A 25,124-nucleotide genomic window follows, 5' to 3' on the forward strand; every position below is an offset into this window, starting at 1 on the left:
ACTCCGGCATTGCTCCGTGGGCCCGCCGCGAAGGGCCATCCATGGCCCAGCGCGGCTAACCCGGCATCCATGCCGGGTTGCCCACTGCGCAATGCCTGCGTTCGGCCAGCGTGGTTAACGGGGCGCCGAGATCAACGTCCACCGCGAGGCGGCCTAACAGCCGACCTGACTCTCCCGGTCGTACACCCGTTAGATCTGTGGGAGCAAAGCTTGCTCGCGATAGCGGTCTGTCAGGCAACATCAATACTGACTGCCCCGCCGCCATCGCGAGCAAGCTCGCTCCCACATTCGATCTTCAGTGAACACAAAACTTATTGCTCAACACAGTCCCTCTGTGGGAGCGGGCTTGCTCGCGAAGAGGTCAGCACATCCAACATCATCATCGACTGTGACGCCGCCATCGCGAGCAAGCCCGCTCCCACAGGAGAAACGCGGTCCCCATCAAGAACCAGGTCGGCTCTAAGGCCGCCTCGCGGTGGACGTTGATCTCGGGCGCCCCGTTAACCACGCTGGCTGAACGGAGGTGTTGTGGAGTGGGTAACCCGGCATGGATGCCGGGTTAGCCGCGCTGGGCCATGGATGGCCCTTCGCGGCGGGCCCACGGAGCAATGCCTTCGTTCAGGCATGCCGAGCCTAGGCGAGGCACCGAGTGGTGGGGCAGGAGCGTTTTGCTTACTTTTGACTGGGCCGGCTCCCGGGCTTCTCAAAAGTGAGCCGCTGTAAGAGCGGAACCCTAAGCCGCCGTTACCGCAGCAACGGATATACACACCGATCACACCCCAAAAAAAGCGAAGCCAAAAAAACGGCGCTTTCCATCTCGGAAGAAGCGCCGTTTCTCTTGAGTGACAGGAGCTCAGTATCAGTCAATATACTCAAACAACTTGACGATTTTCTGCACCCCAGACACACCCTGCACCAGGTTGGTCGCCTGCGCAGCCTCTTTCTTGGTTAACAACCCCAGCAAATAGACGATGCCATTCTCAGTCACAACCTTGATACGCGAGCCGGGAATGCTGGCGTCGGTGAGCATCTGGGTCTTGATCTTGGTGGTCAACCAGGCGTCGTTCTGGCGTGCCAGCAGCGAGGAGGGTTGCAGGACCTGCAGTTCGTTGTGCACGGTCTTGACCCGTTGCACGGCGCTGGCTTCCTGTTCGGCCTTGGCCTTGAGGTCGGCGCGCGGGGTCTGGCCGGCCAGCAGTACGACGCCGTTGAAGCTGGTGACGACGATGTGCGAGTTGTTGTCCAGGTCCGGGTCGGCCTTGGCGATGTTCACGCCTACCTTGGTTTCAATCAGGGAGTCGTCGATCTTGCTGCCGAAGGTGCGGGTGCCGCGGTCATCTTCAATCGGCTTTTCCCGGCTGGCGTTAACCACCGATGTGCAGCCGCTGATGCCGAGGCACAGGGTCAGGGCCAGTAGGCCTAGGCGATTAGGGGTCATTCTTCACTCCCGAACAGTTGGCTGTCGATCAAGTCGCAAAGGCAGTGGATCGCCAGCAGGTGGACTTCCTGGATACGTGCGGTGACATTGGCCGGTACGCGGATCTCGACGTCTTCTGGCAAGAGCAGGGACGCCATGCCGCCGCCGTCACGACCGGTCAATGCTACGACAATCATTTCGCGATCATGTGCGGCCTGGATCGCTTGAATAATATTGGCCGAATTGCCGCTGGTGGAAATCGCCAGCAGTACATCGCCGGGTTGGCCCAGGGCGCGGATCTGTTTGGAGAAAATTTCGTTGTAGCTGTAGTCGTTGGCGATCGAGGTGATCGTCGAGCTGTCGGTGGTCAGGGCGATCGCTGGCAGGCTCGGGCGCTCGCGCTCGAAGCGGTTGAGCAGTTCCGAAGAGAAGTGCTGTGCGTCGCCGGCCGAACCGCCATTGCCGCACGAAAGCATCTTGCCCTCGTTGAGCAACGCGTTGACCATCACTTGGCTGGCTTGCTCGATGTGCGGTGCAAGTACGTCCATCGCCTGTTGCTTGGTGTCGATACTGGCCTGAAAAAGCTGGCGAATTCGCGATTGCATGTCCATCTGTGTGACCTTAAGTAGCGCGGCTTATCGGCACAAACATGTGCGGCGCGCAAAGCAAAGAGCAAAAAAGTTAGGTGAAGGTGTCCGGCTCGGCATGGGCGCTCAACTGTCGAAAGCGTTCTGCAGCCAGTTCAACTGAGCGGCGTTGCTGTCGATGGCAACCACGTCGAAGCGGCAGGGATGATCGGCCCAGCGAGACTCGCGTTGCAGAAAATACTGCGCGGCGAAAATCAGCTTCTGGCGCTTGCGCTCGTCAATGCTGTCGAGCGCGCCACCCCATTGAGTATTTTTTCTGTAGCGGACTTCGACGAATACTACTGTATCGCCGTCAAGCATGACCAGATCAAGCTCGCCGCGTTTACACAACCAGTTCTGCGCCACCAGCCGCAGGCCTTGTTGCTGGAGATGCGCGAGGGCCAGGCCCTCGGCATCCCGTCCGCTTTGCTGGCGTGATCGGTCAGGCATCAGCGCTGGGTATCCGGCAGCCGCTGCACCTGGCCGTTGACGAACTCGGCCCATGGCAGTTGACGCTGTACGCGCTGGGTTGGAGACACTGCCAGGCTGCCCGACAGGCCTTCGATTCGGCTGTCCGGCAACGTCTTGAGCTGACCCAGGCGCGGTGCCAGGCGATAGGCGTCTGCACCCATCGCGTACAACCGACCCAGGCTGCCGCCCGCCTGGGGCCACTGGGCGGTGACCTGCTTGCGCAGCGGGTCATTGGCGTCGAGCAGCCACGGGGTTTCGCAGAAGCGGATACCGCTCATGTCGTTATATTGATTCTGGTCGCCGCTGGCGCTGAACACTGAAGACGTCGCGTAGACCGGCACGTCGCCAGCGTACTGGAAGTTCAGGGTCGGCTTGATCTGCTGGGCCTGTTGCGGCGTCGATGCCAGGAAGATGAACTCGATGTCCTGGCGACGGGACGGCTGGGCCGCGACCGTGGTGCCAACGGTGCTTTGCAGGCTCTTGGCGCGACCTTCGCTCTGGCGCAGCTGGAACATGTCGGCGATCTGCTGGGCCAGTTGGACCGGTTGGTCGACCCGTTCGATTGCGATGATGGTACCGCCATTGGCCTGCCAGTCCTGGCTGAAGGCTTTCAGTACACGATCGCCCCATTCACTCTTCGGTACCATGACGGCGGCGCGATGCAGGCCATCGGCGCGGGCGCGGCGGGAGACTTCGCGAGCTTCATCCTCCGGTGCCAGGCCGAACTGGAACAGTTGCGGTGGCCCTTGCTCGCCTTCGCTGTAGTTCAGCGCCAGGGTGGTGATCGGCAGTTGCGGGCGGGTGCTGATTTGCTTGACCAGTGGTTTTTCCAGCGGTCCGACTACCAGCTGCACGCCATCGGCCTGGGCCTTGCGATAGAACTCGTCCATGGAGGTCAGGCTGGAGCTGTCGTAGAGCTGGATGCTTGGCGGCTTCTGCCCGGCCTGCTGGGCCTGGTAGTGCGCGGCCATGAAGCCCTCACGCAAGGCCTTGGCAACCGCGGCCAACGGGCCATTCTGTGGCAGCAGCAGGGCAATCTTGCTCAGCGGCTGGCTCGCCAGTTCCTTGAGCTTGACCAGGGGGGTTGGCAGCTGCAGGGCGGCGGGGTGCTTCGGGTTCTGTTCGCGCCAGTGGTCGATGGCCGCCTGCTGTTGTTCCAGGGTGCCGGCGGTCTTGACGGCCTGGGCCAGGCTCAGCCAGCCGCCTAGGTCGTCGTTGGCGCTTGGCTGCAACTGGTCGGTGGGCAGCGAGGCGATCAACGACCAGATGGCTTCGTGGTTTTTTGCCGCAGCGTCGTTTTCCAGCAGGGGCGCGATGAAAATGCGCTCCTTGGCGGCGGCCAGGGTCTGGCCATCGGCCTCCAGGGCGCGGGCGCGGACGGTACCGGTACGGACCTGCTGCTCCACCGGCATTTCGCTCAGGTGTTGCAGGCTTGGGTGGCTCAGGGCGGTCAGTGCCGCCTTGGGCTGGTTGCGGGTCATCGCCAGTTCAGCCGACAGCGTGCTGGCGAAAATCTGCTGGCCGGGCTTGAGTTGCTCCATCGGCACTTGTTGCAGGATCTGTGCGGACTGGCCGGCATTGCCCTGGCGGTAGGCCAGGTCAGCAGCGCTCAGGCGCAGCAGGGCGGCTTTTTCCGGATTCTTGCTTTGAGTGGCCTGTTCGAGCAACTGCTCGATACTGGCATCCGGGGTGCGTGGGAGTTCGCCAAGGCTGGACGAGGGCGAGCTGGCGCAGGCCGCCAGGAGGGCAGCGAGGCAGAGGGCGGAGAGCAGCCGCAGGCAAGCGATCATGTAAGTGTTCCTGATACGAGATCAAATAAGCGTCGAATTGTACCCAAGCACTGGCCGGGGCGCGATGTTAGTGGTGTGAATCGATCAATTTAGGTATTTCAAAGAGTGCGGTGCACCACAAAAGATGACGGCACTGAACTGTGGCGAGGGGATTTATCCCCGCTGGGCTGCGTAGCGGCCCCCAAAAAACGCAGCCTCGGTATATCAGTTAAAAGGGAGCCCAGCCTTCCGGGGGGCCGCTACGCAGCCCAACGGGGATAAATCTCCTCGCCACAACACGCTACAATGGCGGTTTTTACCGATCATGAGGTGTGTGTCTTGACTGCTCCAGGTGCTTTGAATTCCGCTGCCGGCTCGCTTTATGTGGTGGCGACGCCCATCGGCAACCTGGACGATATCAGTGCCCGGGCGCTGAAAATCCTGCAGGAGGTTGCGCTGATCGCCGCTGAAGACACGCGCCACTCCCAGCGCCTGCTGCAGCATTTTGGCATTTCCACGCCGTTGGCGGCCTGTCATGAACACAATGAACGGGATGAAGGCAGTCGTTTCATTACCCGGCTGCTGGCGGGCGATAATGTCGCGCTGATTTCCGATGCCGGTACGCCACTGATTTCCGACCCTGGCTATCATCTGGTGCGTCAGGCTCGGGCGGCGGGCATCAGCGTGGTGCCGGTGCCGGGGGCTTGTGCATTGATCGCAGCGCTGTCGGCGGCAGGCCTGCCGTCGGACCGTTTCATCTTCGAAGGTTTCCTGCCGGCCAAGGCGGTGGGGCGACGGGCGCGCCTGGAGGCCATAAAGGAAGAGCCGCGCACGCTGATCTTCTATGAGGCGCCGCACCGCATCCTGGAATGCCTGCAAGACATGGAGCTGGTGTTCGGCGCCGAGCGCCCGGCGCTGCTGGCTCGTGAGTTGACCAAGACCTTCGAAACCCTCAAGGGCTTGCCGTTGGCCGAGTTGCGAGCCTTCGTCGAAGGTGACAGCAACCAGCAGCGCGGCGAGTGTGTCGTCCTGGTGGCTGGGTGGACAGCCCCGGAAAGTGAAGACGCTGTCAGCAGCGAAGCGATGCGCATCCTGAACCTGCTACTCGAGGAAATGCCCCTCAAGCGCGCCGCGGCCCTTGCGGCGCAGATCACCGGTGAGCGCAAGAACGTGCTGTACCAGGTCGCACTGGAAAAACAGAAGGGTCAGTGAAAGCAGGGCGCAGGGCTGGCCCAAGGCTTTTAGCGCTTGTTCTTCAGGCGCTCTACCGTTAACCTTCGCGGCGGAGAGTCGATCGGACAGTCGCTGCCCTCTATGAAAATTAGGGGGGGGAGGAAAGTCCGGGCTCCATAGGGCGAAGTGCCAGGTAATGCCTGGGAGGCGTGAGCCTACGGAAAGTGCCACAGAAAATAACCGCCTAAGCGCTTCGGCGCCGGTAAGGGTGAAAAGGTGCGGTAAGAGCGCACCGCACGTCTGGCAACAGTTCGTGGCTAGGTAAACCCCACTTGGAGCAAGACCAAATAGGGTCCCAAGGCGTGGCCCGCGCTGGGACCGGGTAGGTTGCTAAAGATGTCCAGTGATGGCCATCGTAGACGAATGACTGTTCAAGACAGAACCCGGCTTACAGATCGACTCTCCACCTTTTTCCCTCCCTGCCGGAATCACTGGCAGACGCAGTTCCTAATACCAAAAAAATCTTACTCTTAACAAATCACTTTAACTTGTGCGCGCAGCCTCCTGTGCTCATTCGGGTTGAGGCGAAAATTCCTACGTCAGATTCTTGTTACCTCTCCTGAAACGCTCCTAAATCTCCGATCTATAAGGCTTTTCCTTCAATCCGCGCCTTGACGGTGCGGTAGGCGCATTCCTATAGTGTGCGCAAGTGGCGGAAAGTGGCATGAAGTGGGTTTTTTTGAAGGTAAAACGCCAAAAAGTGGAGAAACGCAGACGTGTTTCGCGGAGCTAACGCTATCAGTCTCGATGCAAAAGGCCGTCTCGCCATGCCGAGCCGGTATCGTGACGAGCTCGTTTCGCGAAGTTCGGGGCAGTTAATCGTCACGATCGACGCCGTTGATCCATGTTTGTGTGTTTACCCTCTCGATGAGTGGGAAATCATCGAAACCAAACTGCGCGCACTGCCTTCGCTGCGTGAAGAAAACCGCCGTTTGCAACGCTTGCTGATCGGTAATGCCGTCGACCTCGAACTCGATGGCAGCGGTCGTTTCCTGGTGCCGCCGCGCCTGCGCGAATACGCCAAGCTGGACAAGCGCGCGATGCTGGTGGGCCAACTGAACAAGTTCCAGCTGTGGGACGAAGATGCCTGGAATGCGGTTTCCGCCGCTGACCTCGCTGCTATTCAACAACCGGGCGCCATGCCTGATGAACTGCGTGATTTGATCCTGTGACTATTGATAGCGGCTTTAACCACATCACCGTACTGCTTGACGAAGCCGTCGAGGCTCTCGCCGTACGTCCTGATGGCTGCTATCTGGACGGCACGTTCGGGCGTGGCGGACACAGCCGGTTGATTCTCAGCAAGCTCGGTCCGGGTGGCCGGTTGCTGGGATTCGACAAGGATCCTCAAGCGATTGCCACCGGGCAAGCGCTGGCGGCCGAAGACGGCCGCTTTGTCATTGTGCAACGCAGCTTTGCCGAGCTGGCTTCGGAAGTCGCCGAGCGTGGCCTGGCCGGCAAGGTCAGCGGCGTGCTGCTCGACCTGGGCGTGTCTTCGCCACAACTGGACGACCCGGAGCGCGGCTTCAGTTTCCTCAATGACGGCCCGCTGGACATGCGCATGGACCCGTCCCGAGGCATCAGCGCCGCCGAATTCGTCAACACTGCCCCGGTGGAAGAAATCGCCCGTGTCTTCAAGGAATACGGTGAAGAGCGTTTCTCCGGCCGCATGGCCCGTGCCGTGGTCGAGCGGCGCGATATCAAGCCATTCGAGCGCACCGGCGACCTGGCCGAGGTGCTGAAAGTTGCCAACCCGGCCTGGGAAAAGGGCAAGAACCCGGCGACCCGTGCTTTCCAGGGCTTGCGCATCCACGTCAATAACGAGTTGGGCGATCTGGAAGTCGGTCTCGAAGCGGCGCTTGAAGCGCTGGAGATCGGCGGTCGGCTGGTGGTGATCAGCTTCCATTCCCTGGAAGACCGCATCGTCAAGCTGTTCATGCGCAAACTCACCAAGGGCGAAGCCGATAACCTGCCGCGCAACCTGCCGGTGCGTTTCGAAGCCTTCGTGCCAAAAATCAAGATCCATGGCAAAGCGCAGTTCGCCTCCGAGGCTGAACTCAAGGCCAACCCACGTGCCCGTAGCGCCGTCATGCGTGTCGCGGAGAAGTTGCGGTGAGCAAGCTCTTCGCCAAGCCACTGCCCGGCGGCAGCTTTTTCATGCTGCTGCTGTTTATCGGCGTGCTCGTGTCGGCCATCGCCGTGTCCTATAGCGCGCACTGGAACCGGCAGCTTCTCAATACCCTCTACAACGAACTGAGCGTGCGCGACAAGGCGCAGGCCGAGTGGGGCCGGTTGATCCTGGAGCAGAGCACCTGGACCGCCCATAGCCGTATCGAAGTCTTGGCCACCGAGCAGTTGAAAATGCGCATTCCCGGCGCCGCCGAAGTGCAGATGGTGGCGCCATGATGAAACTCGAAGGGGCGCTGTTCCCGTGGCGGTTCCGTCTGGTCCTGGGCTTGCTCGGGATCATGGTGGCGGCGATTTCATGGCGCATCATCGACCTGCAGGTCGTCGACCGTGATTTCCTCAAGGGGCAGGGCGATGCCCGCAGTGTGCGGCATATTCCTATCCCGGCTCACCGTGGCTTGATCACCGACCGCAATGGCGAACCCCTGGCCGTGAGCACCCCGGTGACCACCTTGTGGGCCAACGCCAAGGAAATGCAGCAGGCCAAGGAAAAATGGCCAGCACTGGCCGCTGCCCTCGGGCAGGATCCCAAGGCCTTGGCCGAGCGCCTCGAAGCCCAGGCCAACAAGGAATTCATTTATCTGGTGCGCGGGTTGACGCCCGAGCAAGGCCAGAGCGTGCTCGATCTGAAAGTGCCTGGTGTCTACGGCATTGAAGAGTTCCGGCGTTTCTACCCGGCCGGTGAAGTCACCGCCCACATGGTCGGGTTTACCGACATTGATGACCGAGGGCGCGAAGGTGTCGAACTGGCCTATGACGAATGGCTCGCCGGGGTCGCCGGTAAGCGCCAGGTCATCAAGGATCGGCGCGGCAGGCTGATCAAGGATGTCCAAGTCACCAAAAACGCCAAGGCCGGAAAGCCCTTGGCGTTGTCCATTGACCTGCGCCTGCAATACCTGGCCAACCGTGAACTGCGCAATGCCATCGTCGAGAACGGTGCCAAGGCCGGCAGCCTGGTGATCATGGACGTGAAGAGCGGCGAGATCCTGGCGATGGTCAACCAGCCGACCTACAACCCGAACAACCGTCGCAACCTGCAACCGGCGATGATGCGCAACCGCGCGATGATCGACGTGTTCGAGCCCGGTTCGACCATGAAAGCCGTGTCCATGGCCGCGGCCCTGGAAACCGGGCGCTGGAAACCGAGCGACACCGTCGAGGTGTATCCGGGCACCCTGCAGATCGGCAAGTACACCATTCGTGACGTGTCCAAGACCGAAGGCCCGGTGCTCGACCTGACCGGCATCCTGATCAATTCCAGTAACGTCGGCATGAGCAAGATTGCCTTCGATATCGGCGGCGAGGCGATCTATCGCCTGGCCCAGAAAATCGGCCTCGGCCAGGACACCGGCCTGGGCTTCCCGGGCGAGCGTGTCGGCAACCTGCCGAACTACCGCGACTGGCGCAAGGCTGAAACCGCCACGTTGTCCTACGGCTACGGTGTTTCCGTGACCGCGATCCAGTTGGTCCACGCGTTTTCCGCGCTAGCGAACAACGGGCGGATGGCACCACTGACCCTGATCAAGACCGACAAGGCGCCGCAGACCACCCAGGTGATCCCGGAGGATGTCGCCAAGACCATGCAGGGCATGCTGCAACAAGTGATCGAAGCGCCGCGCGGTGTCTATCGCGCCCAGGTCCCGGCCTATCACGTGGCAGGCAAATCGGGTACGGCCCGTAAAACCTCGGTGGGCACCAAAGGCTACGCCGAGAATTCCTACCGTTCGCTGTTTGCCGGCTTCGGCCCGATGAGCGACCCGCGCTACGCCATCGTCGTGGTCATCGACGAACCGAGCAAGGCGGGCTACTTCGGTGGCCTGGTCTCGGCGCCGGTGTTCAGCAAAGTGATGTCCGGCACCCTGCGCCTGATGAACATTACCCCGGACAACCTGCCGCCGACCCAGCAGGCCAATACCGCACCGGTCGTTCCCCTGAAAGCCGAAGGAGGGCGTGGCTGATGTCCCTGAGCCTGAACAAGATTTTTGCCCACGCCGGTCACGATCTGTTGATCCGCGAACTGGCCCTGGATAGCCGCAATGTCCGTGCCGGGGACTTGTTCCTGGCGGTGCCGGGTGCGCGTTTCGATGGTCGCGACCATATCGCCGACGCCCTGAAGCGTGGCGCGGCTGCCGTGGCGTATGAAGTGCACGGCGCGACCGTGCTGCCGATCACCGACGTTCCGCTGATTCCGGTCAAGGGCCTGGCGGCGCAGCTGTCGGACATCGCCGGGCGTTTTTATGGCGACCCGAGCCGCCACCTGAACCTGGTGGGCGTGACCGGTACCAACGGCAAGACCAGCGTGACCCAACTGGTGGCCCAGGCCCTGGACCTGCTCGGCCAGCATTGCGGCATTGTCGGCACCTTGGGCAACGGCTTCCATGGCGCGCTGGAAAGCGGCCTGCACACCACGCCGAACCCGATTGCCGTGCAAGCGACCCTGGCAGACCTGAAAAAGGCCGGTGCCAAGGCCGTTGCGATGGAAGTCTCTTCCCATGGTTTGGACCAGGGCCGTGTGACCGCGCTGGCGTTCGATGTCGCGGTGTTGACCAACCTGTCCCGGGATCATCTGGATTACCACGGCACCATGCAGGCCTACGGCGAAGCCAAGGCCAGGCTGTTTGCCTGGAATGACCTGAAGTGCCGGGTCATCAACCTCGATGACGAATTCGGTCGGCAACTGGCTGCCGAAAAACGCGAGTCGCGGTTGATCACCTACAGCCTGGAAGATGCCAGCGCCTACCTTTATGTACGCCAGGCGCAATTCAATGACGAAGGCGTGCGCGCCACCTTGGTCACGCCCCAGGGCGAGCACCATTTGCGCAGCACCTTGCTCGGCCGTTTCAACCTGAGCAACGTATTGGCGGCCATCGGCGCCTTGCTCGGCCTGGACTATGCGCTGGACGAGATTCTCAAGGTCTTGCCGAAGCTCGAGGGCCCGGCCGGTCGCATGCAGCGTCTGGGCGGTGGGACTCAACCACTGGTTGTGGTCGATTACGCCCATACCCCCGACGCGTTGGAAAAAGTTCTCACGGCCCTGCGACCTCACGCCAAGGGCAAGTTGCTGTGCCTGTTCGGCTGCGGTGGTGATCGTGATCGCGGCAAACGCCCATTGATGGCCGAAGTCGTGGAGCGGCTGGCAGACGGCGTGCTGGTCACCGACGACAACCCACGCAGCGAAGACCCGCAGCAGATTTTTGATGACATCCGCGCCGGTTTTGCGGCTGTGGACAACGTCACCTTCGTGTCTGGTCGCGGCCAGGCCATTGCCCAGTTGATCGCCAGCGCCTCGGCGGACGATGTCATCGTCCTGGCCGGCAAGGGCCACGAGGACTATCAGGAAATCAACGGCGAACGCCATGCTTTCTCCGATCTGGTGGAAGCCGATCACGCCCTGACCGCGTGGGAGGTGGCCCATGCTTAAAGCCCTGAAGCTCAGCGAACTGACCAACGCCCTGAATGCGCGCCTCATCGCCGCGGACGCCACCTTCAACGGCGTCAGCATCGACAGTCGGGCAATCGCACCGGGGCAATTGTTCGTCGCCTTGGCCGGGCCGCGTTTCGATGGTCACGATTACTTGAACGAAGTCGCGGGCAAAGGTGCGGTCGCGGCCCTGGTCGAGCGCGAAGTGAGCAACAGCGCGCTGCCGCAATTGCTTGTCAACGACACTCGCCAGGCCCTGGGCCAGCTCGGCGCGCTGAACCGCGCGGCGTATGGCAACCCGGTCGCGGCCATCACCGGCTCCAGCGGCAAGACCACGGTCAAGGAAATGCTTGCCAGCATCCTGCGCACCCGCGGTCCGGTGCTGGCGACCCGTGGCAACCTGAATAATGACCTCGGCGTACCGCTGACCTTGCTGGAACTGGCGCCGGAGCACAGTGCCGCCGTCATCGAGCTGGGGGCTTCGCGGCTCGGCGAGATCGCTTACACCGTGGGCATGACCAAGCCCCACGTGGCGGTACTCAACAATGCCGGGACTGCTCACGTCGGCGAGTTCGGCGGCCCGGAAAAAATTGTCGAGGCCAAGGGCGAGATCATCGAGGGGCTGGATGCCGATGGCGTCGCCGTGCTGAATCTCGACGACAAGGCTTTCGAAATCTGGAAGACCCGGGCGGGCGAGCGCAAGGTGCTGACCTTTGCCCTGAGCAACCTCGCCGCGAATTTCTACGCCAGTGACCTGGACCGCGACGCTCGCGGGTGCCCGGCCTTTAACCTGCACAGCCCGGATGGCGCCGAGCGGGTGCAATTGAACCTGCTCGGCACCCATAACGTTGCCAACGCCCTGGCCGCGGCGGCGGCTGCCCATGCCCTGGGCGTGTCGCTGCCGGGCATCGTCGCCGGGTTGAACGCCGTACAGCCAGTCAAGGGGCGCTCCGTCGCGCAACTGGCCAGCAATGGCATGCGCGTGATCGACGACACCTATAACGCCAACCCGTCGTCCATGTGCGCGGCCGTGGATATCCTCGCCGGTTTCTCCGGCCGTACCGTATTGGTGCTGGGGGATATCGGTGAACTGGGCGAGTGGGCGCAACAGGGGCATCACGACGTCGGTGCCTATGCGCGCGGCAAGGTCGACGCGCTGTATGCGGTCGGTCCGATGATGGCCCATGCGGTCGCCGCGTTTGGCGAGCACGCACGGCATTTCACCACTCAGGCCGAACTGATCCAGGCCCTGGGCGGCGAGCAGGACCCGAACACCACCTTATTGATCAAGGGCTCACGCAGCGCAGCGATGGAAAACATCGTCGCGGCGCTGTGCGGCGCCTCCACGGAGAAACATTAATGCTGCTGCTGCTAGCGGAGTACCTGCAACAGTTCCACAAAGGCTTCGCGGTCTTCCAGTACCTGACCCTGCGCGGGATCCTGGGTGTGCTGACCGCGCTGTCGTTGTCGCTGTTCCTGGGCCCGTGGATGATCCGCACCCTGCAGAACCTGCAGATCGGCCAGTCGGTTCGTAACGACGGTCCGCAATCGCACCTGTCCAAATCCGGCACCCCGACCATGGGTGGCGCGCTGATCCTCTCGTCCATCGGCATCAGCACCTTGCTCTGGGCCGACCTGGCGAACCGGTATGTCTGGGTCGTGCTGCTGGTGACCTTGCTCTTTGGCGCCATCGGCTGGGTCGACGACTACCGCAAGGTCATCGAGAAGAACTCCCGTGGGCTGCCAAGTCGCTGGAAGTATTTCTGGCAGTCGGTATTCGGCCTCGGCGCGGCGATCTTCCTTTATATGACCGCCGCCTCGCCAGTGGAAACTACCCTGATCCTGCCGATGCTCAAGGACTACAGCATTCCATTGGGCGCAGGCTTCATCGTGCTGACCTACCTGGTGATCGTCGGTTCGAGCAACGCGGTCAACCTCACCGACGGTCTCGACGGCCTGGCGATCATGCCGACGGTGATGGTCGGCGGTGCGCTGGGGATCTTCTGCTACCTGTCGGGTAACGTGAAATTCGCTGAATACCTGCTGATCCCTTATGTGCCGGGGGCGGGCGAGCTGATCGTGTTCTGCGGAGCGCTGATCGGTGCCGGCCTGGGCTTCCTGTGGTTCAACACCTATCCGGCGCAAGTCTTCATGGGCGACGTCGGCGCGCTGGCGCTGGGCGCGGCCCTGGGCACCATCGCTGTGATCGTTCGCCAGGAAATCGTCCTGTTCATCATGGGCGGCGTGTTCGTGATGGAGACCCTGTCAGTCGTCATTCAGGTTGCGTCCTTTAAATTGACCGGCCGCCGGGTATTTCGCATGGCGCCGATCCACCACCACTTTGAACTCAAGGGCTGGCCCGAGCCGCGTGTGATCGTCCGTTTCTGGATCATCACCGTGATTCTGGTCCTGGTCGGCCTTGCCACCCTGAAGCTGAGGTAGAACGAGTGTCCCTGATCGCTTCTGACCACTTCCGCATCGTTGTCGGCCTCGGCAAGAGCGGCATGTCCCTGGTTCGCTTCCTGGCGAACCGGGGCGTGTCGTTTGCCGTCGCCGATACGCGGGAAAATCCGCCTGAGCTGGCCACGCTGCGCCGTGACTATCCGCAGGTGGACGTGCGTTGTGGCGAGCTGGACGTCGAGTTCCTGTGCCGCGCCGATGAGCTCTACGTGAGCCCCGGCCTGGCCCTGGCGACTCCAGCCCTGCAGGCTGCCGCCGCCCGTGGCGTGAAATTGTCCGGCGACATCGAGCTGTTCGCGCGTAACGCCAAGGCGCCGATCGTTGCCATCAGCGGTTCCAATGCCAAGAGCACCGTCACCACCCTGGTCGGCGAGATGGCCGCGGCGGCCGGCAAGCGCGTCGCCGTGGGCGGCAACCTGGGTACCCCGGCGCTGGACCTGCTCAGCGACGAGGTCGAGCTGTACGTGATGGAGTTGTCGAGCTTCCAGCTCGAGACCACCGACCACCTGGGCGCCGAAGTGGCCACCGTGCTCAACGTCAGCGAAGACCACATGGACCGCTACAGCGGCCTGCCGGCTTATCACCTGGCCAAGCACCGGATCTTCCGTGGTGCCCGGCAAGTGGTGTTCAACCGCCAGGATGCCCTGACCCGTCCGTTGTTGGGCGAGGGCATGCCGTGCTGGTCCTTCGGCCTGGGCGTGCCGGATTTCAAAGGCTTCGGGCTGCGTGAAGAGAATGGCGAGAAATACCTGGCCTTCGAATTCCAGAACCTGATGCCGGTGCGTGAACTGAAGGTTCGTGGCGCCCACAACCAGGCCAATGCCCTGGCCGCGTTGGCCCTGGGGCATGCGGTCGGCCTGCCGTTCGACGCCATGCTCTCGGCCCTGCGCACCTTCGCTGGTCTCGAACACCGCTGCCAGTGGGTGCGCGACCTGGACGGCGTGGCCTGGTACAACGATTCCAAGGCCACCAACGTCGGTGCCGCGCTGGCGGCCATCGAAGGTCTGGGCGCGGACATCGAAGGCAAGCTCGTGCTGATCGCCGGCGGCGACGGCAAGGGCGCCGACTTCAAGGACCTGCGTGACCCGGTGGCGGCCAACTGCCGTGCCGTGGTGCTGATGGGCCGCGACCGTGAATTGATCGCCCAAGCGCTCGGCGATGCCGTGCCGCTGGTTCGGGTTGGTTCGCTGGACGAGGCGGTGCAACAGTGCCGCGCCCTTGCGCAACCAGGCGATGCGGTGCTGCTGTCACCGGCCTGCGCCAGTTTCGACATGTTCAAGAACTACGAAGAGCGCGGGCAGTTGTTCGCCCGGGCCGCGGAGGACTTGGCATGAGCCTGCTGAATATCATCAAGCCGTACCCGTCGCCGTTGATTACCGGGCGTGGCATCGACCTGGATTTCCCGATGCTCGCCGGTTGCCTGGCCTTGCTGGGCCTGGGCCTGGTGATGATCACCTCCGCGTCGTCGGAAGTGGCAGCCGTGCAGTCGGGCAACACCCTTTACCACATGATCCGCCACCTGATTTACCTGCTGATCGGCCTGGGCGCTTGCATCGTCACCATGATGGTGCCGATCGCCACCTGGCAACGCCTCGGCTGGCTGATGCTGCTCGGTGCCTTCGGTCTGTTGGTGATGGTGCTGGTGCCGGGTATTGGCCGCGAGGTCAACGGTTCCATGCGCTGGATCGGCTTCAGCTTCTTCAACGTTCAGCCGTCGGAGATCGCCAAGGTCTTCGTGGTGATCTACCTCGCCGGTTATCTGGTGCGTCGCCAGAAGGAAGTGCGCGAGAGCTGGATGGGTTTCTTCAAGCCGTTCATCGTGTTGCTGCCGATGGCGGGCCTGCTGCTGATGGAGCCGGACTTCGGCGCCACGGTGGTGATGATGGGCGCGGCGGCGGCCATGTTGTTCCTGGGTGGCGTCGGGCTGTTCCGTTTTACCCTGATGGTCGCGCTGGCGGTGGGGGCCGTGACGGTGCTGGTACAGGCACAACCGTATCGGATGGCGCGCCTGATCACCTTTACCGATCCGTGGGCCGACCAGTTCGGTTCCGGCTATCAATTGACCCAGGCACTGATTGCCTTCGGTCGCGGCGAATGGCTGGGCGTGGGCCTGGGCAACAGCGTGCAGAAGCAGTTCTACCTGCCGGAAGCCCACACCGACTTCGTGTTCTCGGTCCTGGCCGAAGAGCTGGGGGTGGTGGGTTCCTTGTGCACCGTTGCCCTGTTCGTGTTCGTCTGCGTGCGCGGCATGTACATCGGCTTGTGGGCCGAGAAGGCCAAGCAGTTTTTTGCCGCCTACGTGGCGTATGGCCTGTCGTTCCTGTGGATCGGCCAGTTCCTGATCAACATCGGCGTGAACGTCGGCCTGTTGCCGACCAAGGGCCTGACGCTGCCGTTCCTCAGTTATGGCGGCAGTTCCCTGGTGATCTGCTGTGCCTGCCTCGGGCTGTTGCTGCGCATCGAATGGGAGAGTCGAACCCACTTGGGCAGCGAAGAGATGGAATTCCAGGAGAGCGACTTCGCCGAGGAGCCGACTCATGGGCGCTAACGTGCTGATCATGGCCGGCGGCACCGGCGGGCATGTCTTCCCGGCGCTGGCCTGTGCCCGCGAGTTCCAGGCGCGCGGCTACACCGTGCACTGGCTGGGCACGCCGCGGGGGATCGAGAACGAACTGGTACCTGGCGCCGGCCTCGAACTGCACCGGATCAACGCCAGCGGCCTGCGGGGCAAGGGCAAACTTTCGTTGCTCAAGGCGCCGCTGATGCTGCTCAAGTCGATCTGGCAGGCACGGGCGATCATCCGTCGCTTGCGGCCGGTGTGCGTGGTGGGCTTCGGTGGTTATGTGACCGGTCCTGGCGGTGTTGCGGCAAAACTGGCCGGTGTGCCGGTGATCGTCCACGAGCAGAACGCCGTGGCCGGTACCGCCAATCGGTTACTGGTGCCGTTGGCCGCCCGGGTCTGTGAAGCCTTTCCCGACACCTTTACCCTGTCGGGCAGCCGCCGCACCACCGGTAATCCGGTGCGTGCCGAGCTGTTTTTCGATACACCGCGCCCAGCCCTGGCTGGACGCAAGGCGCGTTTGCTGGTCCTGGGCGGAAGCCTGGGGGCAGAACCGTTGAACAAATTGCTGCCCGAAGCCCTGTCGCAGGTCGCCCCCGAACTGCGCCCGGAAGTGTTTCACCAGGCCGGCAAACAACACGATGAAGTGACTGCCGAGCGCTACCGCGCCGCCGGCGTCGAGGCGCAAGTGCAGCCCTTCATCAACGACATGGCCCAAGCCTATGGCTGGGCCGACCTGGTGGTCTGCCGCGCAGGCGCGCTGACCATCAGTGAACTGGCTGCCGCCGGTCTGCCCTCGATGCTCGTGCCTTTGCCTCACGCCATTGACGATCACCAGACCCGTAACGCCGATTATTTGGCCCGTGAAGGCGCTGCCTTCCTGATGCCGCAAAGAACGACTGGCGCCGCGGATCTTGCCGCCCGCCTGACAGAGGTTTTGATGCAGCCGCAACGACTTGAAGACATGGCCCGCGCCGCACGTCGCCTGGCCAAACCCGATGCTACGACCCAAGTGGTCGATACCTGCCTGGAGGTGGCCCATGGTTGAGAATCGCAAAGCCATGCCGCAACCGGAAATGCGCCGTATCCGCCGCATCCACTTCGTCGGTATCGGCGGCGTGGGCATGTGCGGGATCGCCGAGGTGCTGCTGAACCTGGGTTACCAGGTCTCGGGTTCCGACCTGAAGGCCTCCCCGGTCACCGAGCGCCTGGAGTCCTTCGGCGCGCAGATCTTTATCGGCCACCGTGCCGAGAACGCCGCCAATGCCGACGTGCTGGTGGTTTCCAGCGCTGTGAACACTTCCAACCCGGAAGTCGCCACTGCCCTGGAGCGCCGTATTCCCGTGGTACCACGGGCCGAGATGCTGGCTGAGCTGATGCGCTATCGCCACGGCATCGCCGTCGCCGGTACCCACGGCAAGACCACCACCACCAGCCTGATCGCCTCGGTGTTCGCGGCCGGTGGCCTGGACCCGACGTTCGTGATCGGTGGCCGTCTGAATGCCGCGGGCACCAATGCCCAGTTGGGCACCAGCCGCTACCTGATCGCCGAAGCCGACGAAAGCGATGCGAGTTTCCTGCACCTGCAACCGCTGGTGGCCGTGGTCACCAACATCGACGCCGACCACATGGCGACCTACGACGGTGACTTCAACAAACTGAAGAAAACCTTCGTCGAGTTCCTGCACAACCTGCCGTTCTACGGTTTGGCGGTGGTGTGCCTGGACGATCCGGTGGTGCGCGAAATCCTGCCACTGATCAAGCGTCCGACCGTGACCTATGGCTTTGGCGAAGACGCCGACGTGCGCGCCATCAACGTGCGCCAGCAGGGCATGCAAACGTTCTTCACCGTGTTGCGCCCGGATCACGAACCGTTGGACGTGTCGGTGAACATGCCCGGCAACCACAACGTGCTGAATGCCTTGGCGACCATCTGCATCGCCACCGACGAAGGCGTCAGCGATGAAGCCATCGTCCAGGGCCTGTCCGGCTTCCAGGGTGTGGGCCGACGCTTCCAGGTCTACGGCGAACTGCCGGTGGACGGCGGCAACGTGATGCTGGTGGACGACTACGGCCACCACCCGACTGAAGTCGCCGCGGTGATCAAGGCCGTGCGCGGTGGCTGGCCGGAACGCCGCCTGGTGATGGTCTACCAGCCGCACCGCTACAGCCGCACCCGCGACCTGTATGACGATTTCGTCCAGGTGCTGGCCGACGCCAACGTGCTGCTGTTGATGGAAGTCTATCCGGCCGGTGAAGAGCCGATCCCAGGGGCCGACAGCCGCCAGCTGTGCCACAGCATTCGCCAGCGCGGCCAGTTGGACCCGATCTACATCGAACGCGGCGTGGACCTCGCGCCGCTGGTCAAGCCGCTGCTGCGCGCCGGCGACATCCTGCTGTGCCAGGGTGCCGGTGACATCGGAGGCCTGGCCCCGAAACTGTTGAACAGTCCGTTATTCGCCGGGGCAATCGTGGCCGCCAGCGAGGGGAAACTGAAATGACTGCTGCCTATGCCAACCTGGTCTCGACCCTTGATCCGAAAGCCTTCGGCCGCGTTGCCGTGCTGTTCGGTGGCAAGAGCGCCGAGCGCGAGGTCTCCCTCAAGTCCGGCAACGCCGTGCTGCAAGCCCTGCAAGGCGCCGGTGTCGACGCATTCGGCATCGACGTGGGCGATGATTTCCTGCAGCGCCTGCTGAGCGAAAAGATCGACCGCGCGTTCATCATCCTGCACGGTCGCGGTGGCGAAGACGGCAGCATGCAAGGCCTGCTCGAATGCCTGGGCATTCCCTACACCGGCAGCGGCATCCTGGCCTCCGCCCTGGCGATGGACAAGCTGCGCACCAAGCAGGTCTGGCACAGCCTCGGCATTCCGACGCCACGCCACGCCGTGCTGGCGTCCGAGGCCGATTGTATTTCGGCGGCCACGGAACTGGGCTTCCCTTTGATCGTCAAACCGGCCCATGAAGGTTCAAGTATCGGCATGGCGAAAGTGAATTCGCTGCCTGAGTTGACCGCGGCATGGAAAGACGCCAGTTCCTACGATTCGCAAGTGTTGGTCGAGCAATGGATCTCCGGTCCCGAGTTCACCATCGCCACCCTGCGTGACCAGGTGTTGCCCCCGATTGCGCTGGGCACGCCCCACACGTTCTACGACTACGACGCCAAGTACGTCGCCAACGATACCCAGTACCGCATTCCCTGCGGGCTGGACGCCGCCAAGGAAAAACAACTGATGGACCTCACGGCCAAGGCCTGTGAGGCGCTGGGTATCGCCGGTTGGGGCCGGGCAGACGTGATGCAGGACGCCGATGGGCAGTTCTGGTTCCTGGAAGTCAACACCGCGCCGGGCATGACCGATCACAGCCTGGTGCCGATGGCGGCTCGCGCCGCCGGTCTGGATTTCCAGCAACTGGTGCTGTCGATCCTGGCCGCCAGCGTCGGCCATCAAGAGCCAAGAGGTTAAGCCATGCAAGGCGCATCGCTTCGTCATCAGCCATCCGCACCCGGTCGCAAGCCGGTGCCGCGGGGTGCCAGCCGAATGGTGGCCAAAGAGCCGATGTCGGCGCGCTTGCCGAAAGCCAATTTTGGTTTTCTCAAGAGCTTGTTCTGGCCGGTGCTGCTGGTGGCGCTGGGGTTCGGCACGTATGAAGGCGCGCAACGGTTGCTGCCTTATGCCGACCGGCCGATCGCCCGGATCAACGTCCAGGGTGACCTGAGCTACATCAGCCAGCAGGCGGTGCAGCAGCGGATCGCTCCGTTCGTCGCGTCGAGCTTCTTCACCATCGACCTGGCGGGCATGCGCACGGAGCTGGAACAGATGCCCTGGATCGCCCACGCCGAAGTCCGGCGGGTGTGGCCTGACCAGGTGTCGATCCGCCTGGAAGAACAATTGCCGGTGGCCCGTTGGGGCGACGAGTCGTTGTTGAACAACCAGGGCCAGGCGTTTACTCCGCGGGAACTGGCCAACTATGAACATTTGCCACAACTGTTCGGCCCACAGCGGGCCCAGCAGAAAGTGATGCAGCAGTACCAGGTGTTGAGCCAGATGTTGCGGCCATTGGGCTTCTCCATCGCGCGCCTGGAATTGCGTGAGCGCGGCAGTTGGTTCCTGACCACTGGCGCGGGCAGCTCGGGGCCGGGCATCGAGCTGTTGCTCGGTCGCGGCAACCTGGTGGAAAAGATGCGCCGCTTCATCGCCATCTATGACAAGACGCTCAAAGAACAGATTACGAACATTGCGCGCATCGATCTGCGCTACGCCAACGGCCTGGCTGTTGGCTGGCGGGAACCTGTAGCGCCCACGACGGCCGAACCCGCCGTCGCGAAGAATTAAGAAGAGGCAGGACCCATGGCAAACGTGCAAAGCGGGAAAATGATCGTCGGTCTCGATATCGGCACTTCCAAGGTGGTGGCGCTGGTAGGCGAAGTCGCGGACGACGGCACGCTGGTCATCGTCGGGATCGGTACACACCCGTCCCGCGGCTTGAAAAAAGGCGTGGTGGTGAACATCGAGTCCACCGTGCAATCGATCCAGCGCGCCATCGAAGAGGCGCAACTGATGGCCGGTTGCCGGATCCACTCGGCGTTCGTCGGCGTGGCGGGCAATCACATCCGCAGCCTGAACTCCCACGGCATCGTGGCGATTCGTGATCGTGAAGTCAGCTCCGCTGACCTGGAGCGCGTGCTTGATGCGGCCCAGGCCGTGGCGATCCCGGCCGACCAGCGTGTGCTGCACACCCTGCCGCAGGATTACGTGATCGATAACCAGGAAGGCGTGCGTGAGCCCCTGGGCATGTCCGGCGTGCGCCTGGAAGCCAAGGTCCACGTGGTGACCTGTGCGGTGAACGCGGCGCAGAACATCGAGAAATGCGTGCGCCGCTGCGGCCTGGAAATCGACGACATCATCCTCGAGCAGCTGGCTTCGGCCTACTCGGTGCTGACCGACGACGAGAAAGAGCTGGGCGTGTGCCTGGTGGACATCGGCGGCGGCACTACCGACATCGCGATCTTCACCGAAGGCGCCATTCGCCACACGGCGGTGATCCCGATTGCCGGTGACCAGGTGACCAACGACATCGCCATGGCGTTGCGCACCCCGACCCAGTACGCCGAGGAAATCAAGATCCGTTACGCCTGTGCCCTGGCGAAGCTGGCCGGTGCCGGCGAAACCATCAAGGTGCCAAGCGTCGGCGACCGTCCACCGCGCGAACTGTCGCGCCAGGCCCTGGCCGAAGTGGTCGAGCCGCGTTACGACGAGCTGTTCACGCTGATCCAGGCCGAACTGCGTCGCAGTGGCTACGAAGACCTGATCCCGGCCGGCATCGTGCTGACCGGCGGTACATCGAAGATGGAAGGCGCGGTCGAGCTGGCCGAAGAGATTTTCCACATGCCGGTGCGCCTGGGCGTGCCCCATGGCGTCAAGGGCCTGGATGACGTGGTCCGCAACCCGATCTATTCCACCGGCGTGGGCCTGTTGATGTACGGCCTGCAGAAACAGTCCGACGGGATTTCGTTTTCGGGCATCGGCAGCCGCGACAGCTACAGCAGCGACGAGCCGAAGGCTCCGCTGTTCGAGCGGCTCCAGGCTTGGGTCAAAGGCAACTTTTAAACAGTTTCAAAGCTTCAAGCGACAAGTTTCAGGCTTGGCGCGGGAAGACGCAGCAAACGCAGTAGGCGAAAAAACTAGAGAATGAAAGGAGAGGGAAAATGTTCGAACTCGTAGACAACATCCCCGCTAGCCCGGTTATCAAAGTAATCGGTGTCGGCGGTGGCGGCGGCAACGCTGTCAACCACATGGTCAAGAGCAACATTGAAGGCGTTGAATTCATCTGCGCCAACACTGATGCCCAGGCGCTGAAATCCATCGGCGCGCGGACCATCCTGCAATTGGGCACTGGCGTGACCAAAGGCCTGGGCGCCGGCGCCAACCCGGAAGTCGGTCGTCAGGCCGCTCTCGAAGACCGTGAGCGCATCGCAGAAGTCCTGCAAGGCACCAACATGGTGTTCATCACCACGGGCATGGGCGGCGGCACCGGTACCGGTGCGCCGCCCATCATCGCCGAAGTGGCCAAGGAAATGGGGATCCTCACCGTTGCGGTGGTGACTCGTCCGTTCCCTTTCGAAGGCCGCAAGCGTATGCAGATCGCCGACGAAGGTATCCGTCTGCTGTCTGAAAGCGTCGACTCGTTGATCACCATTCCCAACGAGAAGCTGCTGACCATCCTCGGTAAAGACGCAAGCCTGCTGTCGGCTTTCGCCAAGGCTGACGATGTACTGGCCGGTGCCGTTCGCGGTATCTCCGACATCATCAAGCGTCCGGGCATGATCAACGTCGACTTTGCCGACGTACGGACTGTCATGAGCGAAATGGGCATGGCAATGATGGGCACTGGCTGCGCCAGCGGTCCGAACCGTGCACGCGAGGCCACCGAAGCGGCCATCCGCAACCCGTTGCTCGAAGACGTGAACCTGCAAGGTGCACGCGGCATCCTGGTGAACATCACCGCCGGTCCTGACCTGTCCCTGGGTGAGTACTCCGACGTGGGTAGCATCATCGAAGCCTTCGCTTCCGAGCACGCGATGGTCAAGGTCGGTACCGTTATCGATCCGGACATGCGCGACGAGTTGCACGTGACCGTGGTTGCCACGGGTCTGGGCGCGAAAATCGAGAAGCCTGTGAAGGTCATCGACAATACCGTTCACACTTCCATGGCTTCGCAACCGCAGCAACAAGTGGCTTCGCGTCAGGAAGCGCCTGCGGTGAACTACCGTGACCTGGACCGTCCGACCGTCATGCGCAACCAGGCCCAGGCCGGTGCTGCGACTGCCGCGAAGATGAATCCGCAAGACGATCTGGATTACCTGGACATCCCGGCTTTCCTGCGTCGTCAGGCCGATTGATGAAATGTATCAGGGGGATACGGGTGATTGGTGTTCAGCAAAGGTCTGGTCTGCTATCATCGCCAGCCTTTGTTGATACCAGTTCGCAATTTGCGCTGAAGCGGCCCATGCCATGATTAAACAACGCACCCTGAAGAATATTATCCGTGCCACAGGTGTCGGCTTGCACTCCGGCGAGAAGGTCTACCTGACCCTCAAGCCCGCGCCTATCGATACCGGCATTGTGTTTTGTCGTGCCGACCTCGACCCTGTGGTGCAGATTCCTGCTCGCGCGGAAAACGTTGGTGAAACCACTATGTCGACCACATTGGTCAACGGTGACACCAAAGTGGATACGGTGGAGCATTTGCTCTCGGCCATGGCTGGCCTGGGCATCGATAACGCCTACGTCGAGCTCTCCGCGTCCGAAGTCCCGATCATGGATGGTAGTGCCGGACCCTTCGTATTCCTGATTCAATCGGCTGGCCTGGAAGAACAGGACGCGGCCAAGAAGTTCATCCGCATCCTGCGGGAAGTGACAGTGGAAGATGGCGACAAGCGCGCCACTTTCGTCCCTTTCGAAGGTTTCAAGGTGAGCTTCGAGATCGATTTCGATCACCCGGTTTTCCGTGACCGCACCCAGAGTGCAAGCGTGGATTTTTCCAGTACTTCGTTCGTAAAAGAAGTCAGCCGCGCCCGTACCTTTGGTTTCATGAGTGACATCGAGTACCTGCGCAAGCACAACCTCGCACTCGGCGGCAGTGTTGAAAACGCGATCGTGGTCGATTCCGATGGTGTCTTGAACGAAGACGGCCTTCGCTATGAAGACGAATTCGTCAAACACAAGATCCTCGATGCAATCGGCGACCTCTACCTGCTGGGCAATAGCCTGATTGGTGAGTTCAAGGGCTTCAAGTCCGGCCATGCACTGAACAACCAGCTGCTGCGCAAGTTGATTGAGCAGAAAGATGCTTGGGAAGTCGTGACGTTCGAAGACGCCAGCACCGCGCCAATCTCTTACATGCGCCCTGTAGCGGCCGTGTAAGCAAAAAAACCTCTCTAGTTTTTGAAGGCTGCCTTTGGGTGGCCTTTTTTTATGGGCGCTTTTTTGGTGTGTATATCCGTTATTTTGGTAATGGCGGCTTATGGTTCCGCCCTTACGGCGGGTCACTTTCGAAAAGCCCGGAAGCCGGCCCAGTCGAAAGTAACCAAAGCGCTTTTGCCCCACCACTCGGCACCTCGCTAAGGCTCGGTGTGCCCTCACTCCGGCATTGCTCCGTGGGCCCGCCGCGAAGGGCCATCCATGGCCCAGCGCGGCTATCCCGGCATCCATGCCGGGGTGCCCACTGCGCAATGCCTGCGTTCGGCCAGCGTGGTTAACGGGGCGCCGAGATCAACGTCCACCGCGAGGCGGCCTAACAGCCGGCCTGGCTCTTGCGGTCGTACACCCCTCAGATCTGTTTGAGCAGGACCTGTGGGAGCAAAGCTTGCTCGCGAGGCGGCCTGACAGCCGACCTGGCTCTCCCGGTCGTACTCGGACCCAACTGTGGGAGCGAGCCTGCTCGCGAAGGCGGCCTGACAGCCGATCTGGCTCTCCCGGTCGTACTCAGATCCCATTGTGGGAGCGGGCTTGCTCGCGAAGGCGGTGTGTCAGCTTGCGGTGATGTTGGATGTGCCGGCCTCTTCGCGAGCAAGCTTTGCTCCCACAGATCTGACAGGTGTACGACCAGTAGAACCAGGTCGGCTATCAGGCCGCCTCGCGGTGGACGTTGATCTCGGGTGCCCCGTTAACCACGCTGGCTGAACGAAGGTGTTGTGGAGTGGGCAACCCGGCATGGATGCCGGGTTAGCCGCGCTGGGCCATGGATGGCCCTTCGCGGCGGCCCACGGAGCAATGCCTTCGTTCAGGCATGCCGAGCCTAGGCGAGGCACCGAGTGGTGGGGCAGAAGCGTTTTGGTTACTTTTGCGCTTCTTGTACGGACCGGACACATGGTTGACACCTGTGCGGGGACATAGTGGACACATTATGCGCCGTAGTCAGGGTTATTCACGTCGAAGGTCCGTAGAAAGTGATGGCAGAAGTAGACGTCAAACAAGCCA

At 62.2% G+C, this 25,124-nt stretch carries 21 protein-coding genes and 1 other RNA gene; 18 read left to right on the forward strand and 4 right to left on the reverse strand.

Features of this window, described 5'->3' with window-relative positions; translation table 11 throughout:
* Positions 1–859: 859 nt before the first annotated feature.
* The 4 genes from B0E42_RS16140 to B0E42_RS16155 all read right to left on the reverse strand — a co-directional run bounded on the left by B0E42_RS16140 (position 860) and on the right by B0E42_RS16155 (position 4,304).
* Positions 860–1,438, reverse strand: a complete 579-nt coding sequence (locus tag B0E42_RS16140; protein ID WP_003178201.1) for a BON domain-containing protein — start codon at positions 1,436–1,438, stop codon at positions 860–862.
* Complete coding sequence (locus tag B0E42_RS16145) at positions 1,435–2,028, reverse strand: phosphoheptose isomerase (protein ID WP_007904374.1); 594 nt, start codon at positions 2,026–2,028, stop codon at positions 1,435–1,437. Before B0E42_RS16145 ends, B0E42_RS16140 begins: the two co-directional genes overlap by 4 nt.
* 102 nt (positions 2,029–2,130) lie before the next feature.
* Positions 2,131–2,493 carry a YraN family protein gene (locus B0E42_RS16150; protein ID WP_053181728.1) on the reverse strand — a complete coding sequence of 121 codons (363 nt, stop codon included), beginning with the start codon at positions 2,491–2,493 and terminating at the stop codon, positions 2,131–2,133.
* Positions 2,493–4,304, reverse strand: coding sequence for a penicillin-binding protein activator (locus B0E42_RS16155; RefSeq protein WP_018606067.1), 1,812 nt, complete (start codon positions 4,302–4,304; stop codon positions 2,493–2,495). The genes B0E42_RS16150 and B0E42_RS16155 overlap by 1 nt, the downstream gene beginning before the upstream one ends.
* 285 nt (positions 4,305–4,589) lie before the next feature.
* Between B0E42_RS16155 and rsmI the strand changes: the two genes are divergently transcribed.
* From rsmI to lpxC, 18 genes are all read left to right on the forward strand, one after another.
* Positions 4,590–5,495 (forward strand): 16S rRNA (cytidine(1402)-2'-O)-methyltransferase, encoded by a 906-nt coding sequence (gene rsmI, locus B0E42_RS16160; protein WP_074849468.1) that lies wholly within the window; start codon positions 4,590–4,592, stop codon positions 5,493–5,495.
* A 74-nt stretch (positions 5,496–5,569) separates the two neighbouring features.
* Positions 5,570–5,923: RNase P RNA component class A (gene rnpB, locus B0E42_RS16165), an RNA gene on the forward strand.
* Between the two features lie 309 nt (positions 5,924–6,232).
* Positions 6,233–6,688 carry a division/cell wall cluster transcriptional repressor MraZ gene (gene mraZ / locus B0E42_RS16170; protein WP_003205355.1) on the forward strand — a complete coding sequence of 152 codons (456 nt, stop codon included), beginning with the start codon at positions 6,233–6,235 and terminating at the stop codon, positions 6,686–6,688.
* Positions 6,685–7,632, forward strand: coding sequence for a 16S rRNA (cytosine(1402)-N(4))-methyltransferase RsmH (rsmH, locus tag B0E42_RS16175; protein WP_003205354.1), 948 nt, complete (start codon positions 6,685–6,687; stop codon positions 7,630–7,632). The genes mraZ and rsmH overlap by 4 nt, the downstream gene beginning before the upstream one ends.
* The gene (gene ftsL, locus B0E42_RS16180; protein ID WP_003178214.1) at positions 7,629–7,922 is read left to right on the forward strand and encodes a cell division protein FtsL; all 294 of its coding nucleotides are present in this window, start codon (positions 7,629–7,631) and stop codon (positions 7,920–7,922) included. Before rsmH ends, ftsL begins: the two co-directional genes overlap by 4 nt.
* Positions 7,922–9,661, forward strand: a complete 1,740-nt coding sequence (locus tag B0E42_RS16185; protein ID WP_018606077.1) for a penicillin-binding protein 2 — start codon at positions 7,922–7,924, stop codon at positions 9,659–9,661. Before ftsL ends, B0E42_RS16185 begins: the two co-directional genes overlap by 1 nt.
* Positions 9,661–11,124: a UDP-N-acetylmuramoyl-L-alanyl-D-glutamate--2,6-diaminopimelate ligase gene (locus tag B0E42_RS16190; protein WP_077506845.1), complete on the forward strand. Its 1,464-nt coding sequence runs from the start codon at positions 9,661–9,663 to the stop codon at positions 11,122–11,124. The genes B0E42_RS16185 and B0E42_RS16190 overlap by 1 nt, the downstream gene beginning before the upstream one ends.
* A complete protein-coding gene (gene murF, locus B0E42_RS16195; RefSeq protein ID WP_018606081.1) occupies positions 11,117–12,484 on the forward strand; it encodes a UDP-N-acetylmuramoyl-tripeptide--D-alanyl-D-alanine ligase in 1,368 nt (455 codons plus the stop codon). The genes B0E42_RS16190 and murF overlap by 8 nt, the downstream gene beginning before the upstream one ends.
* Positions 12,484–13,566 carry a phospho-N-acetylmuramoyl-pentapeptide-transferase gene (gene mraY, locus B0E42_RS16200; protein ID WP_014340067.1) on the forward strand — a complete coding sequence of 361 codons (1,083 nt, stop codon included), beginning with the start codon at positions 12,484–12,486 and terminating at the stop codon, positions 13,564–13,566. Before murF ends, mraY begins: the two co-directional genes overlap by 1 nt.
* A 5-nt stretch (positions 13,567–13,571) precedes the next feature.
* Positions 13,572–14,918 (forward strand): UDP-N-acetylmuramoyl-L-alanine--D-glutamate ligase, encoded by a 1,347-nt coding sequence (murD, locus tag B0E42_RS16205; protein WP_018606085.1) that lies wholly within the window; start codon positions 13,572–13,574, stop codon positions 14,916–14,918.
* Positions 14,915–16,132, forward strand: a complete 1,218-nt coding sequence (gene ftsW / locus B0E42_RS16210) for a putative lipid II flippase FtsW (RefSeq protein WP_018606088.1) — start codon at positions 14,915–14,917, stop codon at positions 16,130–16,132. Before murD ends, ftsW begins: the two co-directional genes overlap by 4 nt.
* Positions 16,122–17,192: an undecaprenyldiphospho-muramoylpentapeptide beta-N-acetylglucosaminyltransferase gene (gene murG, locus B0E42_RS16215; RefSeq protein WP_018606090.1), complete on the forward strand. Its 1,071-nt coding sequence runs from the start codon at positions 16,122–16,124 to the stop codon at positions 17,190–17,192. Before ftsW ends, murG begins: the two co-directional genes overlap by 11 nt.
* Positions 17,185–18,645: a UDP-N-acetylmuramate--L-alanine ligase gene (gene murC, locus B0E42_RS16220; protein ID WP_018606092.1), complete on the forward strand. Its 1,461-nt coding sequence runs from the start codon at positions 17,185–17,187 to the stop codon at positions 18,643–18,645. The genes murG and murC overlap by 8 nt, the downstream gene beginning before the upstream one ends.
* Positions 18,642–19,607, forward strand: a complete 966-nt coding sequence (locus tag B0E42_RS16225) for a D-alanine--D-alanine ligase (protein WP_018606094.1) — start codon at positions 18,642–18,644, stop codon at positions 19,605–19,607. Before murC ends, B0E42_RS16225 begins: the two co-directional genes overlap by 4 nt.
* A gap of 3 nt (positions 19,608–19,610) precedes the next feature.
* Entirely contained in the window at positions 19,611–20,477 is an 867-nt protein-coding gene (locus B0E42_RS16230) for a cell division protein FtsQ/DivIB (protein WP_018606096.1), read from the forward strand.
* 15 nt (positions 20,478–20,492) lie between these two features.
* On the forward strand, positions 20,493–21,752 hold the full coding sequence (ftsA, locus tag B0E42_RS16235; RefSeq protein ID WP_003205342.1) for a cell division protein FtsA: 1,260 nt from the start codon (positions 20,493–20,495) through the stop codon (positions 21,750–21,752).
* 98 nt (positions 21,753–21,850) lie between these two features.
* Entirely contained in the window at positions 21,851–23,044 is a 1,194-nt protein-coding gene (ftsZ, locus tag B0E42_RS16240; RefSeq protein ID WP_077506846.1) for a cell division protein FtsZ, read from the forward strand.
* Positions 23,045–23,156: 112 nt separating this feature from the next.
* Positions 23,157–24,068, forward strand: coding sequence for a UDP-3-O-acyl-N-acetylglucosamine deacetylase (gene lpxC, locus B0E42_RS16245; RefSeq protein ID WP_003178240.1), 912 nt, complete (start codon positions 23,157–23,159; stop codon positions 24,066–24,068).
* Positions 24,069–25,124: the final 1,056 nt, after the last annotated feature.

The organism is Pseudomonas sp. A25(2017) (assembly GCF_002001065.1).
In the GTDB taxonomy this organism is placed as follows: Bacteria; Pseudomonadota; Gammaproteobacteria; order Pseudomonadales; family Pseudomonadaceae; genus Aquipseudomonas; species Aquipseudomonas kilonensis.

Bases quoted from the DNA above. Each gene is read 5' to 3' on its own strand.
- B0E42_RS16145 (WP_007904374.1), bottom strand. From the start codon at position 2,028: ATGGACATGCAATCGCGAATTCGCCAGCTTTTTCAGGCCAGTATCGAC.
- B0E42_RS16155 (WP_018606067.1), bottom strand. From the start codon at position 4,304: ATGATCGCTTGCCTGCGGCTGCTCTCCGCCCTCTGCCTCGCTGCCCTC.
- B0E42_RS16230 (WP_018606096.1), top strand. From the start codon at position 19,611: ATGCAAGGCGCATCGCTTCGTCATCAGCCATCCGCACCCGGTCGCAAG.
- murC (WP_018606092.1), top strand. From the start codon at position 17,185: ATGGTTGAGAATCGCAAAGCCATGCCGCAACCGGAAATGCGCCGTATC.
- murF (WP_018606081.1), top strand. From the start codon at position 11,117: ATGCTTAAAGCCCTGAAGCTCAGCGAACTGACCAACGCCCTGAATGCG.
- mraY (WP_014340067.1), top strand. From the start codon at position 12,484: ATGCTGCTGCTGCTAGCGGAGTACCTGCAACAGTTCCACAAAGGCTTC.
- B0E42_RS16185 (WP_018606077.1), top strand. From the start codon at position 7,922: ATGAAACTCGAAGGGGCGCTGTTCCCGTGGCGGTTCCGTCTGGTCCTG.
- lpxC (WP_003178240.1), top strand. From the start codon at position 23,157: ATGATTAAACAACGCACCCTGAAGAATATTATCCGTGCCACAGGTGTC.
- ftsZ (WP_077506846.1), top strand. From the start codon at position 21,851: ATGTTCGAACTCGTAGACAACATCCCCGCTAGCCCGGTTATCAAAGTA.
- ftsW (WP_018606088.1), top strand. From the start codon at position 14,915: ATGAGCCTGCTGAATATCATCAAGCCGTACCCGTCGCCGTTGATTACC.
- B0E42_RS16140 (WP_003178201.1), bottom strand. From the start codon at position 1,438: ATGACCCCTAATCGCCTAGGCCTACTGGCCCTGACCCTGTGCCTCGGC.
- rsmI (WP_074849468.1), top strand. From the start codon at position 4,590: ATGGCGGTTTTTACCGATCATGAGGTGTGTGTCTTGACTGCTCCAGGT.
- B0E42_RS16150 (WP_053181728.1), bottom strand. From the start codon at position 2,493: ATGCCTGACCGATCACGCCAGCAAAGCGGACGGGATGCCGAGGGCCTG.
- ftsA (WP_003205342.1), top strand. From the start codon at position 20,493: ATGGCAAACGTGCAAAGCGGGAAAATGATCGTCGGTCTCGATATCGGC.
- B0E42_RS16225 (WP_018606094.1), top strand. From the start codon at position 18,642: ATGACTGCTGCCTATGCCAACCTGGTCTCGACCCTTGATCCGAAAGCC.
- B0E42_RS16190 (WP_077506845.1), top strand. From the start codon at position 9,661: ATGTCCCTGAGCCTGAACAAGATTTTTGCCCACGCCGGTCACGATCTG.
- murG (WP_018606090.1), top strand. From the start codon at position 16,122: ATGGGCGCTAACGTGCTGATCATGGCCGGCGGCACCGGCGGGCATGTC.